Origin of the sequence: Haloarcula rubra (assembly GCF_019599465.1) — an archaeon.
Lineage (GTDB): Archaea > Halobacteriota > Halobacteria > Halobacteriales > Haloarculaceae > Haloarcula > Haloarcula rubra.
On the sequence record NZ_RKLR01000007.1, the window covers coordinates 189,177 to 205,177 of the forward strand.

Genomic DNA, 16,001 nt, shown 5'->3' on the forward strand with positions numbered 1-16,001 from the left:
CTATGAGCATCCAGAAGCAGGTACCGGGGACGAGGCTGACCCTCGACCTCTGGCACCCGAACTGTTGGGCCATCGAGGCCACCGGGCAGACGGGCGGCGGGGTACTGGCACACGCGATATACAACTCGCCGGCGACGAGCGGCGATATACCGACGTCGGTCAACGGTCTGTTCACGGCGTTCGGGGACACCGAGGCCGAAGTCGAGCGACTGCTCGAAGCGATCAGCGAGTCGGAGCGGGCCGGCGAACTGAAGGAACTGCAGGAGCGGTTCGGCCGCCAGCGCAACGCGCCGGGCAACGTGGTCCGGGAGTTCTTCCTCGAGTACGACCCCGACGACATGGTGTGTCCCACGCTGCTGGAGAACGGGTTCGTCCACAGCGCGCCGGTCCGTATCGAGGACGGCCGCGAGGAGTGGCAGGTGTGTTTCGCCGACGAGCGCTCGAAGATAGAACCCGCCCTCGAGAAGGTCCGTGAACAGGCCGGTGCCGAGGTGAGCGTCGCCGCCATCACCGCCTCCGAGTCAGCCACCTCGGAACGCGAACAGCGCCTCGATTCGCTGACGTCCGCACAGCGCAACGTCTTCGAACACGCCCGCGACTCGGGGTACTACGAGTGGCCCCGCGAGACGTCGACCCGCGAACTGGCCGACGACATGGACGTCTCGAAGACGACGCTGTTAGAACATCTGCGGAAGGCAGAAGCGAAACTTCTGGACCCGTAATCAGCGGCCGACGACGGCCCGAAGCGCGAACAGGGCGTTGGACTTCCGCTCTCGGATGCGTCGGTAGAAGTACGAGAACCACTTCTCGCCGTAGGGGATGTACTGGTAGACGGTGACGTCGTCCGCGAGGTCGAACTGTGCGCGCTCCCGGACGCCGGTGAGCATCTGCACCTCGTAGGGGGTCCCGTACTCCGCGTGGAGTTCGCGGGCGTACGCTATCATCGCCGGGTCGTGGCTCCCGACGGCGATACCGTCGTCGAAGTGCTGGAACATGTACTCGAGGTACTCCCGGTAGACCTCGTCCACGCGGGCCTTCTCACGGTAGGCGACTTCGGCGGGTTCGTCGTAGGCACCTTTGACCAACCGGACCTTGCCCGGGAGGTCGGCGAGGCGTTCGAGGTCGTCGCGGGTGCGTCTGAGGTTCGCCTGCACGCAGACGCCCACGTTCCCGTCCGTCTCTCGGGCGTGGCGCTCGAACGCGTCCAGCGTCACGTCGGTCGTCGTGTGGTCCTCCATGTCTATCCAGACGAGACACTCGGCGGCGTCGACGATGCGGGCGAGGTTCTCCTCGAACACCTCGTCGCCGACGTCGAGGCCGATTTGACTCGGCTTGACGGAGACACAGGCGTCGGTGTCTCGCGCCGCGAGCGCTCGCACGAGGTCGACGTACGCCTGCGTGTCCGCGTCGGCGTCCGCGCGGTCGTGGTAGTGTTCGCCCAGCAGGTTCAGGATACCGTGGACGCCACGGTCGTTCAGGTCGTCGACGTGGGCCATCGCCGCCGACGCCGTCTCGCCCGCGACGAAATTGCTGGCGATAGGTGGTATCATACACGCAGGCAGGGACTACCCCCACCTATAACGGCCCCCGACCAAACTTTTCGCCGGTTTGTGGGTGAACCAAAGGGTGGTAATCCGTCGCTGTGCCGGCATCGACTGGCCGGCCCGTCCATGGTCGGGGCCCCGTTAACGATGGTCCTTGTGCCATGAGGCACATAGACATGGAGTCAGACGATTCATCGAAGCAACTCGACCGTCGAACAGTCCTCAAAGCGTCAGGCCTCGCCGGCCTCGCCGGCCTCGCCGGCTGCGTCAGTACCACCGACGACGGTGGCGACGGCGGCGGCAGCGACGGGAGCGATGGCGGTAGTGACGGCGGCAGCACGGAGACCGACGGCGACGGGGGGAGCGGCGACGGCGGGAGCGGCCCCTACAACATCGGGATGGTCGACGCCCTCACGGGGTCGCTGTCCGCGTTCGGCGAGCGGAACCAGCGCGGGAAGGACCTCGCTCTCGAAGACGTCAACGAGGTCGGCATCGACGGCCGCGAACTCGCCATCACCGTCGAGGACTCCGAGAGTGAGAGTCAGGGTGGCGTCTCGGCGGCCCAGAAACTCGTCAATCAGGACGGGGTCCCGTTCCTCATCGGTGCGGTGGGCTCCGGCGTCTCGCTGGCTATCTACGAGAGCGTCGTACAGGGCACCGACGTCGTCCAGTTGAGCCAGAACTCCACGGGCCTGTCGCTCACCGACTTCCCCGGCCTGCTCCGGATGTCCCCGACTGGCCGGACCCAGTCGACGGCGCTCGCGAACATCATCGCCGAGGACGGCTACGACAACGTCGCGCTGACCTACGTCAACAACGACTACGGCCAGAGTCTCGCCGACGCGTTCGTCGACGCCTACGAGGGCGAGGTCGTCTACAACAGCCCCCACGACCAGGAACAGCAGTCGTACTCCTCGGTCGTCTCCGAGATGAACTCCGCGGGCGCGGACGCGTGGCTGTTCATCACCTATCAGGCCGAGTTCGCGACGATGGTCAACGAGGTGTACTCCAGCGGCTACGAGGCGCAGTTCTACGGCGCCGACTCCGTCTCCGGCGACAACGTCATCGAGAACACCCCCGAGGGGAGCATTGAGGGCATGAAAATCGTCGTCCCCTCCGCTCCCGTAGAGGAGGAGAACTACCAGCAGTTCGCGTCGGACTTCGAGGAAGCCTACGGCGAGCAACCGACCGCGTGGTCGGCCTACGCCTACGACTGCGTGGTCACCGCCGCGCTGTCGATTCAGGCCGCCGACGAGTTCACCGGCGCCGCACTACAGGAGACGGTCCGCGACGTGACCCGCCCGGAGGGTGAGCAGGTCACCTCTTTCGAGGCTGCGAGCCAGATTCTCGCCGACGGCGGTGGCCCCAGCGACGTCGACTATCAGGGCGTCAGCGGCCCCATCGACTTCGACGAGAACGGTGACCCCGTCGGCTTCCTGCAGATTCTGACCGTCCAGGACCACGACTACGTCGGCACCGGCTTCCTCGAATCCTGAGGCCACGCTATGGTCTTCGACTATCTCGCCAGCGGGCTCGTATTCAGCAGTATCATCGTGCTCGGCAGCATCGGACTGTCGCTCATCTACAGCATCGCCGACTTCGCGAACTTCGCCCACGGCGACACGATGACCGTGGGGGCCTACGCGGCGTTCGTCACGTTCGGCGCCGTCGGCGGCCTCGGCACCAGCGTCCTCGGCCTCCCGATAGGGTTCTTCGTGGCGCTGGTGGCCGGTATCGCCGTCGCCGCCGTCGTCGCCGTCGTCACGGAGAAAGTGGTGTACGACGGCATGAGCGCGGGGTCCATCGAACTGCTCATCACGTCCATCGGCATCGCGTTCGTCTACCGCGCCATCATCCAGATAGGGTTCGGCGCGGACTTCACGCGCTACGAGGTCCAGACGCTGCGGCCCATCGAGGCGTTGCTCCCCTACGGCGTTCGGGTGACCCAGCACGACGTGGCCATCGTCCTCTCGGCGCTCGTCCTCGTCGGGTCGCTCCACACCCTCCTCCAGTACAGCGACCTCGGCCGGAAGATGCGCGCGATGGCGGACAACCCAGACCTCGCGCGGGTCAGCGGTATCCGCACCGACCGCGTGAAACTGTGGACGTGGATAATCGGCGCCGGCCTCGCGGGGTCGGGCGGCGTGTTCCTCGGCCTGTACAACCAGCTCTCGCCACGGATGGGGTTCAACCTCCTGCTGCTCATCTTCGCCGCCGTCATCCTCGGCGGCATCGGCTCCGTCTACGGGGCCATGCTCGGCGGATTCCTCATCGGGATGATAAACCAACTGACGCCCGTGCTGACGGAACTGGGGGCACTGTTGCCGCTGGTGCCCGATAGCTTCGGCATCCCCATCGGCATCGAGTACGCCAACGCCATCGCGTTCGTCATCATGGTGGCCGTGTTGCTCGTCCGACCGAACGGCATCGCCGGGGAGGCGACCTGAGATGCGCGTGCTCTCCGACCCGAAAGGGTACTGGGCGGACCTCACGAGGTCCGAGCAGGGCGTCGTCGCGTTCATCGTCGCCTTCGCCGGACTCCTGCTCGTGGGCCTGCTGACGGGCGCGCTCGCGCCGACGTACTTCCTCTATCTCGTCGGCCTCGCGGGGATGTACGCACTGCTCTCGTTCGGCCTGAACTCGCAGTGGGGGTTCACCGGCCTCATCAACTTCAGCGTGGCGGCGTTCTTCGGCATCGGCGCGTACGGGACGGCGCTGATGAGCGCCAGCAGTTCGCCCATCGCCGGCGACCTGCTCCCTATCGTCGGCCTCGTCGTCGCACTGGTCGTCGCCGCCCTGTTGGCGCTCGCCATCGGGATTCCGACGCTGCGCCTGCGTGCGGACTACCTCGCCATCGCCTCGCTCGGACTGGCGGAAGTCGTCCGCCTCGTCGTGCTGAACGAGCGGCAGTTCACCAACGGGAGCGCCGGTGTGCGGGGCATCCCGCCGTTCTTCGAAGGGTTCCCCGTGCTCGCGGACCTCCCACAGATGATGCCGGGACTGGCGATTCGACCGCTCCCCGGTACGACCATCGTGCTGGAGACGCCGTTCTGGGGCGCACTCCTGAACGTCGTCGTCGTCCTCGGGTTCGTCGGCGTGAGCTACGCCGTCCTCCGGCGGGCCCACCGCTCGCCGTGGGGGCGCGTCCTGCGGACCATCCGCTCGGACGAGGACCTCGCGCGGGCCCTCGGGAAGAACACCTACGGCTTCAAGATGCAGTCGTTCGTCCTCGGGAGCCTCATCATGGCACTGGCGGGCGTGTTCTACGCCCACCTGAACCTCTTCGTGAGTCCCGGCGACCTCGACCCCGTGACGACGTTCTACGTCTGGGTCGCCGTCATCCTCGGCGGGAGCGGGTCGAACCGCGGCGCGCTGTTCGGCGGGTTCGTCATCGTCGGTATCCGGGAGGGGACCCGCTTCCTCAACGAGTTCGCGTGGATTCCCATCGACGTCGCGCCGCTCCGACTGCTGCTCATCGGCGTGCTCATCGTCGTCCTCATGCGGTACCGCCCGCAGGGCGTGCTTCCGCCACAGCGAGAACTCATCTGGCCGAAAGTCGTCGACGAGGCACCGGACCGGCCGGACTCCGGCGTCCGCGAGGCCAAGGTAGGTGGTGGCGATGACTGACGCCGACGCGACGGCGGCGGACGCCGCCGCGACGGACGTGGCGGCCGACCAGTCGAAAGACGACGTGGTCCTCCGCGTCGAGGACTTACAGAAGTCCTTCGGCGCGCTGACCGCCACCGACCACGCGACCTTCGAGGTGGAACGGGGGACCATCACGGGACTCATCGGCCCGAACGGGGCCGGAAAGTCCACGCTGTTCAACCTCGTCTCCGGGTTCTACGAACCGGACGGCGGCCGCGTCGAAGTGAACGGCACAGAGGTCACGGGGATGGAACCGTACGAAATCGCCGACCACGGCCTCATCCGGACCTTCCAGACGCCGCGGAAGCTAGAGGGGATGACCGTCCGGGAGGCGATGCTCGTCGGCCCGCGCAAACAACCCGGCGAGTCGTTCCTGAACCTGTTCTTCAGACCCGGCGACGTCGGCGAGCACGAGGCGGCGAACCTGGCCGACGCCGAGCGCATCCTCGAAGAGTTCGAGATAGACCACCTCGCCACGCAACCGGCGACCAAGATATCGGGCGGGCAGATGAAACTCGTCGAACTCGCCCGCGCGATGCTGGCCGAACCGGAACTACTCCTGCTGGACGAACCGGCCGCGGGGGTCAACCCGACGCTGCGGAACAAACTCGCCGAACAGATACGCCGCCTCAACGAGCAGGGGACGACGTTCCTGCTCATCGAACACGACATGGACTTCGTGATGAAACTCGCCGACCCGGTCATCGTCTTGGACCAGGGGAGCGTCCTCATGGAGGGGACGCCACAGGAGGTACAGACCGACGAGCGCGTCATCGACGCCTACCTCGGGGGGAGTCCATGAGCGACGACGCCGTGCTGGCACTGTCGGACGTCGACAGCGGCTACGGCGAGGTGCAGGTCCTCGACGACCTCACGCTCCACCTGAACGCGTCCGAAATCGTCTGTCTCATCGGCCCGAACGGGGCCGGGAAGTCGACGGTCCTCAAGACGGCCTTCGGGATGCTGACGCCGTGGGAGGGGACTGTCACCTACCACGGCGACGACATCGGCGGGATGGCCCCCGAGGACATCGTCCGCGAGGGCATCGGATACGTCCCACAGACCGACAACGTGTTCGGGACGCTCACCATCGAGGAGAACCTGCGGATGGGCGGTGTCGCCCGCGAGAGTGGGCTGGACGAGGTCATCGAGGACCTCTACGACCGGTTCCCCCTGCTGGACGACACCCGGAAGGCGAAAGCCAAGACGCTGTCGGGCGGCCAGCGACAGGTGCTCGCGTTCGCGCGAGCGCTGGTGATGGAACCCGACGTGCTCCTCATCGACGAGCCGTCGGCCGGGTTGGCACCCAACACCGCCGACGAGGTGTTCGGCCACGTGCAGGCGGTCAACGACATGGACACGGCCATCCTCATGGTCGAACAGAACGCGAAGAAGGGGCTGGGCATCTCCGACCGGGGGTACGTACTCGACCAGGGGACGGTACGGTTCGAAGACGCCGCCTCGGAACTACTGGACAACGAAGACGTCTCGAAACTCTACCTCGGCGGCTGACGGGGGCGCGACGACGCAGTCAGGTGCCCCGTCACCCCACCACGTCGAGTGTTCTCGGAGTGATGGGTTCGGGCCCGCGGTGGGGACGGTCACCAGAGCGGTCGACGCCGACCGATTGCGCCATCCCCTCACCCCACCGTGTCGAGTGTTTCTCCGGTCGTCGCGGGGTGGTGTGCCGGAGTGGTCCGGCACGACGGTGGACTCACGACACTCGACGACCGAGTGCCCGATACTCTCCCCACCCACCCCACCGTGTCGAGTGTTCTGGGAGACCGACGGCGGGCCGACAGCCCGGCGAGTTCGGTGCGTGGCCGTCGACGGAACGTGTCGACGAACCTTCGATTGTCCCGGTTTCGCCGCAGTGAGAACGGACCATTGACGAGGCTTCGGTCCAATCGTTGGACGAGTCGCTATCCGACGGACAAACACTCGACGCGGTGGGGTGGTGTTTCGGGGCCGAAATCGGTTCACTCGACGCAGTCGACACGGTGGTTTTATGTATCGAATGTCCATACGGTGTGGCAATGGCGAGGTTCACCCGTGACGAGGAGGTGTTCCGTGACGAGGACATGTTGCGGGAGGACTATCAGCCGGACTCTATCGCCGCTCGGGACGAGGAACTGGCGTCCTACGAGAACGCGCTCCAACCGGTCATCAACGGCGCGCAACCGCGCAACATCTTCCTCTACGGGAAGGCCGGCGTGGGGAAGACTGCCGTCACGCGGTTCCTCCTCTCACATCTGCGGCAGGACGTCGCCGAGTACGACGACGTCGATCTCTCGGTGTACTGGCTGAACTGTACGAACTTCTCCTCGTCGTATCAGGTCGCGGCGAACCTCGTGAACCTCCTGCGGCCGGCGAACCAGCAGATAAGCACCACCGGCTACCCACAGCAGACCGTCTTCGACATGCTGTACGAGGAACTGGAGGACATCGGCGGGACGGTCCTGTTGGTCTTGGACGAGATAGACCACATCGGCGAAGACGACGATATCCTCTACGAACTCCCGCGGGCGCGCTCGAACGGGTATCTGGAGACGGTCAAACCGGGCGTCATCGGCATCAGCAACGACTTCGGCTTCCGGGAGACGCTCTCGCCGAAGGTCAAGGACACCCTCTGTGAGGAGGAGATTCACTTCCCACCGTATCAGGCGCCCGAACTGGAGTCGATACTCACCCAGCGCGTCGAAGGCGCGTTACGTGCCGACGCGCTCTCCGAGGGGGTCTTACAGCTCTGTGCCGCCATCGCCGCACAGGATACGGGTAGTGCACGGCAGGCGCTCGACCTCCTGTACAAGGCCGGCGACATCGCCCGGACGCAGGACGACCCACCCATCGTCGAGGAACACGTCCGACAAGCCTCACAGGAACTCGAACGGGGGCAGATACGCCACGGGATGCGGGAGTTGACCCACCACGGCCACCTCACGCTCATCGCGACGCTCTCGCTGGCGTTCGAGGACCAGATGCCGGCGCGCGTTCGCGAGATTTACCCAGTCTACCGGTCCGTCGCGGACCAGTCGGGGACGGACCCGCTGGTTCGCCGTCGGATGCACGACCATCTCGCCGACCTCGCGATGGTCGGCATCCTCCAGCGGACCGTCCGTAACGAGGGTCGGGCCGGCGGACAGTACCACGAGTACGAGTTCGACGTACCGCTGGACTTAGTCTGTGACGTCGTCAGGGAACTGGACGACATCGCCATGCCGAACGTCGTCGCTCGGCACATCTGACCGGACGGCGGCGACGGCCGGCGACGCGTCCGCCCTAGCGACGCCGCCGTGAGAACACTCGACACGGTGGGGTGGGGGTGTCGGTCACGGGTGGTGGGTCGGTCACGGTGGACGGTCGAACCGCACGTCCGTCGATGAGCCACGGGGCTGGACGGACCGCGGGAACACTCGACACGGTGGGGTGGGAGGGGCTCGACGCGTAGCCGAGTCACTGCCCGTGCCCGACGAATCGTGTAAATTACCGTCGTCGATTTCCGCCCGAACGCGCACCCCTTTCGCCTCACCTCCACCCCCAAACGCAGAACACTCGACACGGTGGGGTGGGCGTGTCCACCGCCGCGGTCGTGACGTGGAACTATCACCTCGCCGCGCGTACCGCCCCGGTACCGATGTACGACACCATCCTCGTGCCGACCGACGGGAGCGACCACGCGCGCAGGGCGGCCGAACACGGCGCGTACCTCGCCGAGTTGTTCGACGCGTCGGTCCACCTGCTCGCCGCCGTCGACGTGAACGCCGCCAGCGGCCCCTTCTCGGCGGGCGGCGTCGACGACGAGTTCGTCGCGAGACTGGAGGCCAAAGCCGAGTCCGCCGTCGATGCCACCGCGTCCGGGATGGGGAGCGTCGAACCGGTCCGGCGTGAGGTCGTGACCGGCCGGCCGTCGGACGTGATTCTCGACTACGTGGCCGACCACGACGTCGACGTCGTCGCGATGGGGACCCACGGACGCAGTGGTCTCAAGCGAGTGCTGACGGGCAGCGTCGCGGAACACGTCCTCCGCCGGTCACCGGTTCCGGTTCTCAGCGTCCGTGCGACCGAGGACACGCAAGTCGACGACGGCTACGACGACGTGCTGATTCCGACCGACGGAAGCGAGGCGGCGGCGCCCGCCGTCGACCACGGGGTCGCCGTCGCCCGGCGGGCCAACGCCCGGGTCCACGCCGTCAGCGTGGTCAACCTCGGCGACGTCACCACCGGCTCGGAGATGGGTATCCCGCAGGGCGTGCTCGACCGACTCGAAGCGTCGGCCGCCGAGGCGGCGGAATCGGTCGCCGACGTCGCCCGCGAAACCGGTCTCGAGGCGGTCACGGCGACGCCGACGGGCTATCCGGGACACGAACTACTGGCGTACGTCGAGGACGCCGGGATAGACGTCGTCGCGATGGGGACCCACGGACACACGGGTCTCGACCGGGTCGTACTGGGGAGCACGGCCGAGCGCCTCGTTCGCCGGTCGACGGCCCCCGTCCTCACGGTCCGCTCGCGCCAGCGAGACGAGTGAGAGCACGGCGTCGGTGAGGACTCGGCGAGCGGCAGTCAGGACTTATAGTCCACCCAACCAAACTGGTACAGATATGGAGTCAGACCACCCCGTGTCGATGACGGACGACGAGGTAGACGCGTTCCTCGGTACCGGCGGTACTGGCGTCCTCTCACTGTCGAGAACGGCGGTCCACTCCCCGCACTCGGTCCCGGTGTCGTACGGCTACGACGCGGACACCCGGACGTTCTACTTCCGCCTCGCCGTCGGCCCGGAGAGTGCGAAGACCGACCTCGACGACCGACCGGTGTCCTTCGTCGTCCACCGACAGGTCGACGAACGGTGGCAGAGCGTGGTCGCTACCGGCGACCTCGAGGACGTCGAGCGAGACGACATCGCGAGCGAGACGCTCGACGGCCTCGGCCGAGTCGAGATTCCGCTGATAGACGTCTTCGAGGACCCCACACGCGTGGTGGACTTCGAGTTCTACCGCCTCGCCCCCGAGGAACTGACCGGTCGCGCAGAGTCGCCCGGTCGGACCTAACCGGGCAGGAGGAGGTTGGCGACGGCGACGACGAGGCCGGCCAGCGCCATCCGGGCCGCCGCGACGTACCACCGCTGACCGGAGATAGACCCCATGTACGCCCCGAAGGCACCGAGGACGCCGATGCCGAGGCCGACGGCGACGATTGCGGCCTCAGTCATGGTCAGTAGCGTCCCCTCCAGCAGGAACGGCGACAGCGGAATCAGCACGCCGACGGTCGGTCCCAACCCGCTCATGACCGCGTGGAGCAGTCTGGCGCCGCGGTGTTCGCGCTGGATACGGGTGTCGTCGAGGTCCGTGAGCATCGCGCGTTCGAGGCGGCGTATCTCGGCGCGCGTCTCCGCGCGCTCTATCTCCCAGACGCTCCAGACCGCCGAGGTCCCGAGGCCGACGGCCGCTCCGAGCCCGATTTTGACGACCGTGAGACCGTCCGGGACCCCCGAGAGCACCGCTCCGACGACGACGCCGATACAGGTCAGCGTCCCGTCGAACCCGTTGGAGACGAAGTACCGCCGCGAGATGGCGAGGACGTCCTCCTTGCCCAGCAAGCGGGCCAGTAACTCGCGTGCGGAGACCACGGAGTCACCCGTCCTGTAACGTCGGCCGGTCGTCGACGACGTACTCGCCGCAGGCGACCTGGTCGACGGAGTGGACGGTGCCGCCGAGTTCCTCGATGGTCGACTCGATGGCCGACACGTCGAGGGCGTCGCCCTCCACGGTGACCTTGACGTTCTGGACCTCCTGGTCGAGTTCGATGAGGGAGGTGGTCGCACCGCCGACGCTCTCCGTGTCGCTGATTCGGTCGGTGAACTCCAGTAACGGCGGGTCGTGTGGTTTCAGCACGTCCACGACGAGTCGGCGAACTGGGGCCATAGGCGACACTCCGGTCGGACGGTACGTAAATCCGGGCTCGTGTCAACGCCAAACAATTTTGGCGCCGGGCGGAGTCGGTTCGGCTGTGGACCCCCCCCGCACACGCCCAGCACACCGACGCCGTGTACGACGCTCTCGACAGCGACTCCGGGGGGCTGTCCGCCGAGTCGGTCCGAGAGCGACGGGCCGAACACGGCCCGAACGAGGTGGCTCGCGACGCGGGACGGTCGGTGCCCAGTATCTTCCTCGCACAGTTCCAGAGTGTCCTCATCTACGTGCTGGTGGTCGCGGCGGCGCTGTCGGTCTGGGCCGGCCACGCCGTCGACGCCGTCCTCATCGCCGTCATCGTCGTCGCCAACGGCCTGTTCGGGTTCGTGCAGGACTACCGCGCCGAGGAGAGTCTCGCCGCGCTCCGGGAACTGACCGCGCCGACCGCGACCGTCAGGCGCGACGGGACGACGACCGAGGTGGAGGCCACGCAACTGGTGCCGGGCGACGTCGTCGAACTGACCGGCGGGGACGTCGTGCCGGCGGACTGCCGCCTCGTCGAGACGACGGGGCTGGAAATCGACGATGCGGCCCTGACCGGCGAGAGCGCCCCCGTCGCGAAGGCCGCCGACCCGGTCGAGGCGGATACGCCACTAGCCGAACGGACGTCGATGGCGTACAAGGGGACGAACGTCACCCGCGGCCGGGGCCTCGCCGTCGTCACGGCGACGGGGATGGACACCGAGGTGGGGGCCATCGCTGAGGAACTGGCCGGGACCGAGTCGACGGAGACGCCGCTCCAGCGGGAACTGGACTCGCTCGGGCGAACGCTCGGTATCGGCGTCGTCGTCCTCGCCAGTCTCGTCGTGCCGCTGTTGCTCTGGCAGGGCACGGACCCGTTTCAGGCCGCGCTGACGGCGGTGTCGCTCGCCGTCGCCGCCGTCCCCGAGGGGTTGCCGGCCGTCGTGACGCTGACGCTCGCGCTCGGCGTCCGGCGGATGGCCGACGAGAACGCGCTGGTCCGCCGCCTGCCGGCGGTGGAAGCGCTGGGCGGCGTCGACGTAATCTGTACCGACAAGACGGGGACGCTCACGCGGGGCCAGATGACGGTCAGCAGGGTCTGGGTCAACGACAGCGTGGTCGAACCCGACGCCGGCGAGGCGTCCGGCGACCGGGTCGACCTGCTGTTGCGGGCCGCCGCGCTCTGTAACGACGCGACGCCGGGCGAGGACGGTGGCGACCCGACGGAACGGGCGCTCGTGGCGGCTGCCGAGGACGCCGGTATCGACGTGGCGGCGCTGCGTGGGGCACACCCCCGGACCGACGAGATACCGTTCTCCTCCGAGCGCAAGTGGATGGGGACGGTCCACGACGAGCGCTCGTACCTGAAGGGGGCGCCGGAAGTGGTCCTCTCGAAGGCCGACCACGTCCTGACCGACGACGGACCGGAACCGCTGACCGAGGCGGCGGCCGACCGCATTCGCGAGCAGGTCCGCACGTTCGCCGACGACGCCCTCCGGGTTCTGGCCGTGGCGTACACCGAGGGCGACTTGGCCGAGGACGGGGCCAGCGACGACGCCATCGTCTTCGTCGGCCTCGCCGGCCTCATCGACCCGCCACGCGAGGAGGTGGCGGACGCCATCGCCGCCACGGAGCGAGCGGGCATCGAGGTGAAGATGGTGACCGGCGACAACGTCCGGACGGCCGCCGCTATCGCCGCGTCGCTGGGGATGGCACCGAGGTGATGTCGGGCCGGGAACTGGCCGAGATGGACGACGAGACGCTCCGGGAACGTGTCGAATCGGTCGACGTCTTCGCCCGCACCGCGCCCGAACACAAGGTGCGAATCCTGCGGGCGTTGCAGGCCAACGGCCACCGCGTCGCGATGACCGGCGACGGCGTCAACGACGCACCGGCGCTGAAACACGCCGACATCGGCGTCGCGATGGGGATGCGCGGCACCGACGTCGCGAAGCAGGCCAGCGACATCGTCCTGCTGGACGACGACTACGCGACCATCGAACGGGCCGTCGAACGCGGCCGCGCCATCTTCGACAACGTCTGGAAGTTCGTCGCGTACCTCCTCAGTGCGAACGTCGCGGAGGTGGCCATCGTCTTCGTCGCGTCGCTGTTCGGCTACCTCGTCCTGCCGGCGGTGCAGTTGCTGTGGATAAACCTGCTGACCGACGGCCTGCCGGCGGTGGCGCTCGGAGCGGACTCGGCGAGCGGCGACGTGATGGACCGCCCGCCAAGGGACCCCGACCGGGGTATCGTCGACCGAGGGATGCTCGGCCTGATGAGCGGGATGGGCACCGTCTCGACACTCGTCATGCTGGGGCTCCTCGTACTGACGCTCGACGGCGCGCCCGCCGTCACGCCCTACGCCATGACGATGGTGTTCACCGGGTTCGTCGCCATCGAGTTCGAGAAGCTCTACGTCATCCGGTGGCTCAGGGAGACGCCCACCTTCGCGAACCCGTGGCTGGCCGGCGCGGTGGCCGTCTCCGCCCTGTTGCAACTGGCCGTGCTGTACACGCCGCTGAACGAGTACTTCGGCACCGTCCCGCTGGGGCCGGCCGACTGGGGTCTCGTCGGGGCGGTGCTCGCCGTCTCGCTCCCGGCCTATCTCGCCGTCGCCGTCGTGGTCGGGCGGTGGGACCGGGCCACTCGATGACGCCCGTCGTACTCGCCCCCGCGCTTTATCCTGTCGGGCGACGAACGTGTAGGCGGGTCGTCCCGACGACCACGCCGACATCCGCCAGTCACGACTGCCCATGTACGAGCACATCCTCTTCCCGACGGACGGGAGCGACACGGCCGAATCGGTCCTCGACTACGCCTGCGACGTCGCGACGGCACACGACGCGACCCTCCACGTCCTGCACGTGGCGGACACGAACCGCGACAGCGTCACGGACGTCCGCGGGGAGATAGTCGACGTCCTCGAACAGGCGGGCGAGCGAGTCGTCGAGGCGACGGTCGACCGCGTGACCGACCGCGGGGTAGACGCAGAGGGCGAGGTGTTACAGGGCGACCCGTCGCTGACCATCGCCGACTACGCCGGCGAGTACGGGATGGACCTCGTCGTGATGCCGACCCACGGCCGGCGCGGCCTCGAACGCGTGTTGCTCGGGAGTGTCACCGAACGCGTCCTCAACGCCGCCCCGGTGCCAGTGCTCGTCGTCAACCCTGACGGCGAGGCGGCGTACCGGTACCCGTGCCAGCGCGTCCTCGTGCCGACGGACGGCAGTCAGGGTGCGGAGCGAGCGCTGGCCGAGGGCGTCGACGTCGCCGCGGCGACGGGGGCGACGCTGCACGTCCTCCACGTCGTCGAGACGGGGGCGCTCGGTCCCGACGCGCGGTCGGTCGTCAAGGACAGCGAACTCGACGAACAAGCCCACGCAATCGTCGACGCGGCGGTCGAGACGGCGGAGGCGGAACTCGACTCGGTGACCGGGAGCGTCGTCTACGGGACGCCCCACCGCCGGATTCGGAAGTACGTCGAGAACGAAGGCATCGACCTCCTCGTCCTCGGGACGCAGGGGCGGACGAACTTCAGTTGGTACGCGCTCGGCGGCGTGAGTTCGAAACTCGTCCGTTCGTCGCCCGTCCCGCTGTTGACGACGCGGACGCCCGAGGACTGAGGGGCCGCCGGTGGGTCGGGCGAGACCACCCAACAGGATACCCACGGCGACGGCCGTCGCCACCACGGAGACGGTGAACGTCGGCACGTCCCCGGACGGGTCGGTCGGCACGAGTGCCGATACGCAGGGTACCTGCGCCGTCCCGACCAAACGCCGTCCTCTCGACCCGTCTTCGCCAGTAGATGCTTGTATCCAGAGCGACAAGTGCGGACATGAGTCGCGCGCAGACGCTGTGGGACCTCCTCTCGGACAGTGACGAACTCACTATCGTCTGCCACAACAACCCGGACCCGGACTGTCTGGCCAGCGCGTTGGCGCTCGGCCACATCGCGGCGAACGCCGGCATCGACGAACACCACATCCTCTACAGCGGTGAGATATCCCACCAGCAGAACCGGGCGTTCGTCAACCTGCTGGACATCGATTTGCGACCGTTCGACGCCGCACTGGTCCAGGACCGACCGGCAGGGTCGCTACTGGCGTTCGTCGACCACTCGACGCCCGGCGGGAACAACCGGGTGCCGGAGGGGACGGCCGTCGACGTCGTCCTCGACCACCACCCGGCCGAGGACGTCGAAGCGAGGTTCGTCGACCACCGCGAGGACGTGGGCGCGACGGCGACTATCCTCGCGGAGTACGTCCGCGAGTTACCGATGGACCCGACCGCCCGCGTCGCGACGGCTCTGCTCTTCGCCATCCGCCGGGAGACGCTCGGCTTCCTGCGGGGCGTCACGCGCGCGGAGTACGACGCGGCGGGGTACCTTCACGAGTACGCCGAGTCGGACCTCCTCAGACAGCTCTCGACGCCGGCGGTCAGCGGCGCGACGGTCGACGCCATCGCCGACGCCATCCACAACCGGAGCGTCAGAGGCTCCGTCCTCATCTCCCACGTCGGCCGGACCAGCGAACGCGACGCGCTCCCGCAGGCGGCCGACTACCTCGCCACCCTCGAAGGCATCGAGACAGCCATCGTCTTCGGCATCATCGACGACTCGATTCAGCTCAGCGCCCGGACGACCGACTCCAGAGTTCACATCGGCGAGGTCCTGGAGAAGGGCTTCGACGACGTCGGGAGTGCCGGCGGCCACCGCGAGATGGCCGGCGCCGAGGTCCCACTGGGCATCTTCTCCGACTACACCAGCGACGACGACGTGTTGGTGGGTATCGTCGAACAGGTCATCAACAGCCGACTGCTCGCAGCGCTCAACATCAAGGAGGACGACGGAAGCAAGGACGACGAGGAGGCGGACTGA

General features: G+C 67.7%; 14 protein-coding genes and 1 pseudogene. 12 read left to right on the plus strand and 3 right to left on the minus strand.

Annotation, left to right across the window (positions count from 1 at the left end; all coding sequences use genetic code 11):
* Positions 1 to 2: 2 nt before the first annotated feature.
* Positions 3 to 722: a helix-turn-helix domain-containing protein gene (locus EGH21_RS16700; protein WP_220619619.1), complete on the plus strand. Its 720-nt coding sequence runs from the start codon at positions 3 to 5 to the stop codon at positions 720 to 722.
* Here the strand turns inward: EGH21_RS16700 and EGH21_RS16705 are convergent, their stop codons facing one another.
* Positions 723 to 1,550 (minus strand): proline dehydrogenase family protein, encoded by an 828-nt coding sequence (locus tag EGH21_RS16705; RefSeq protein WP_220619620.1) that lies wholly within the window; start codon positions 1,548 to 1,550, stop codon positions 723 to 725.
* A gap of 170 nt (positions 1,551 to 1,720) precedes the next feature.
* Here EGH21_RS16705 and EGH21_RS16710 point away from each other — a divergent pair, with 170 nt between their 5' ends.
* The 8 genes from EGH21_RS16710 (at position 1,721) to EGH21_RS16745 (ending at position 10,243) form a co-directional block, all read left to right on the plus strand.
* Positions 1,721 to 3,040 (plus strand): ABC transporter substrate-binding protein, encoded by a 1,320-nt coding sequence (locus tag EGH21_RS16710; RefSeq protein ID WP_220619621.1) that lies wholly within the window; start codon positions 1,721 to 1,723, stop codon positions 3,038 to 3,040.
* Positions 3,041 to 3,049: 9 nt separating this feature from the next.
* The gene (locus EGH21_RS16715) at positions 3,050 to 3,991 is read left to right on the plus strand and encodes a branched-chain amino acid ABC transporter permease (RefSeq protein ID WP_220619622.1); all 942 of its coding nucleotides are present in this window, start codon (positions 3,050 to 3,052) and stop codon (positions 3,989 to 3,991) included.
* A gap of 1 nt (position 3,992) precedes the next feature.
* Positions 3,993 to 5,171 (plus strand): branched-chain amino acid ABC transporter permease, encoded by a 1,179-nt coding sequence (locus EGH21_RS16720; RefSeq protein WP_220619623.1) that lies wholly within the window; start codon positions 3,993 to 3,995, stop codon positions 5,169 to 5,171.
* Positions 5,164 to 5,994, plus strand: a complete 831-nt coding sequence (locus EGH21_RS16725) for an ABC transporter ATP-binding protein (protein ID WP_220619624.1) — start codon at positions 5,164 to 5,166, stop codon at positions 5,992 to 5,994. Before EGH21_RS16720 ends, EGH21_RS16725 begins: the two co-directional genes overlap by 8 nt.
* Entirely contained in the window at positions 5,991 to 6,704 is a 714-nt protein-coding gene (locus EGH21_RS16730) for an ABC transporter ATP-binding protein (protein ID WP_220619625.1), read from the plus strand. The genes EGH21_RS16725 and EGH21_RS16730 overlap by 4 nt, the downstream gene beginning before the upstream one ends.
* Positions 6,705 to 7,228: 524 nt before the next feature.
* Complete coding sequence (locus EGH21_RS16735) at positions 7,229 to 8,437, plus strand: orc1/cdc6 family replication initiation protein (RefSeq protein ID WP_220619626.1); 1,209 nt, start codon at positions 7,229 to 7,231, stop codon at positions 8,435 to 8,437.
* A 326-nt stretch (positions 8,438 to 8,763) separates the two neighbouring features.
* The gene (locus tag EGH21_RS16740; RefSeq protein ID WP_328765692.1) at positions 8,764 to 9,720 is read left to right on the plus strand and encodes a universal stress protein; all 957 of its coding nucleotides are present in this window, start codon (positions 8,764 to 8,766) and stop codon (positions 9,718 to 9,720) included.
* Between the two features lie 73 nt (positions 9,721 to 9,793).
* A complete protein-coding gene (locus tag EGH21_RS16745) occupies positions 9,794 to 10,243 on the plus strand; it encodes a pyridoxamine 5'-phosphate oxidase family protein (protein WP_220619627.1) in 450 nt (149 codons plus the stop codon).
* Here the strand turns inward: EGH21_RS16745 and EGH21_RS16750 are convergent.
* Together EGH21_RS16750 and EGH21_RS16755 are read right to left on the minus strand one after the other, a co-directional pair.
* Positions 10,240 to 10,821, minus strand: coding sequence for a VIT1/CCC1 transporter family protein (locus tag EGH21_RS16750; protein WP_220619628.1), 582 nt, complete (start codon positions 10,819 to 10,821; stop codon positions 10,240 to 10,242). The two genes, EGH21_RS16745 and EGH21_RS16750, sit on opposite strands and share 4 nt — an antisense overlap.
* A 4-nt stretch (positions 10,822 to 10,825) precedes the next feature.
* Positions 10,826 to 11,116, minus strand: coding sequence for a DUF211 domain-containing protein (locus EGH21_RS16755; RefSeq protein ID WP_220619629.1), 291 nt, complete (start codon positions 11,114 to 11,116; stop codon positions 10,826 to 10,828).
* An 83-nt stretch (positions 11,117 to 11,199) separates the two neighbouring features.
* Here EGH21_RS16755 and EGH21_RS24735 point away from each other — a divergent pair.
* The 3 genes and pseudogenes from EGH21_RS24735 (at position 11,200) to EGH21_RS16770 (ending at position 16,001) form a co-directional block, all read left to right on the plus strand.
* Positions 11,200 to 13,778: pseudogene (locus EGH21_RS24735) on the plus strand (cation-translocating P-type ATPase).
* Between the two features lie 100 nt (positions 13,779 to 13,878).
* A complete protein-coding gene (locus EGH21_RS16765; protein ID WP_220619630.1) occupies positions 13,879 to 14,748 on the plus strand; it encodes a universal stress protein in 870 nt (289 codons plus the stop codon).
* Between the two features lie 212 nt (positions 14,749 to 14,960).
* On the plus strand, positions 14,961 to 16,001 hold the full coding sequence (locus EGH21_RS16770) for a DHH family phosphoesterase (RefSeq protein WP_220619631.1): 1,041 nt from the start codon (positions 14,961 to 14,963) through the stop codon (positions 15,999 to 16,001).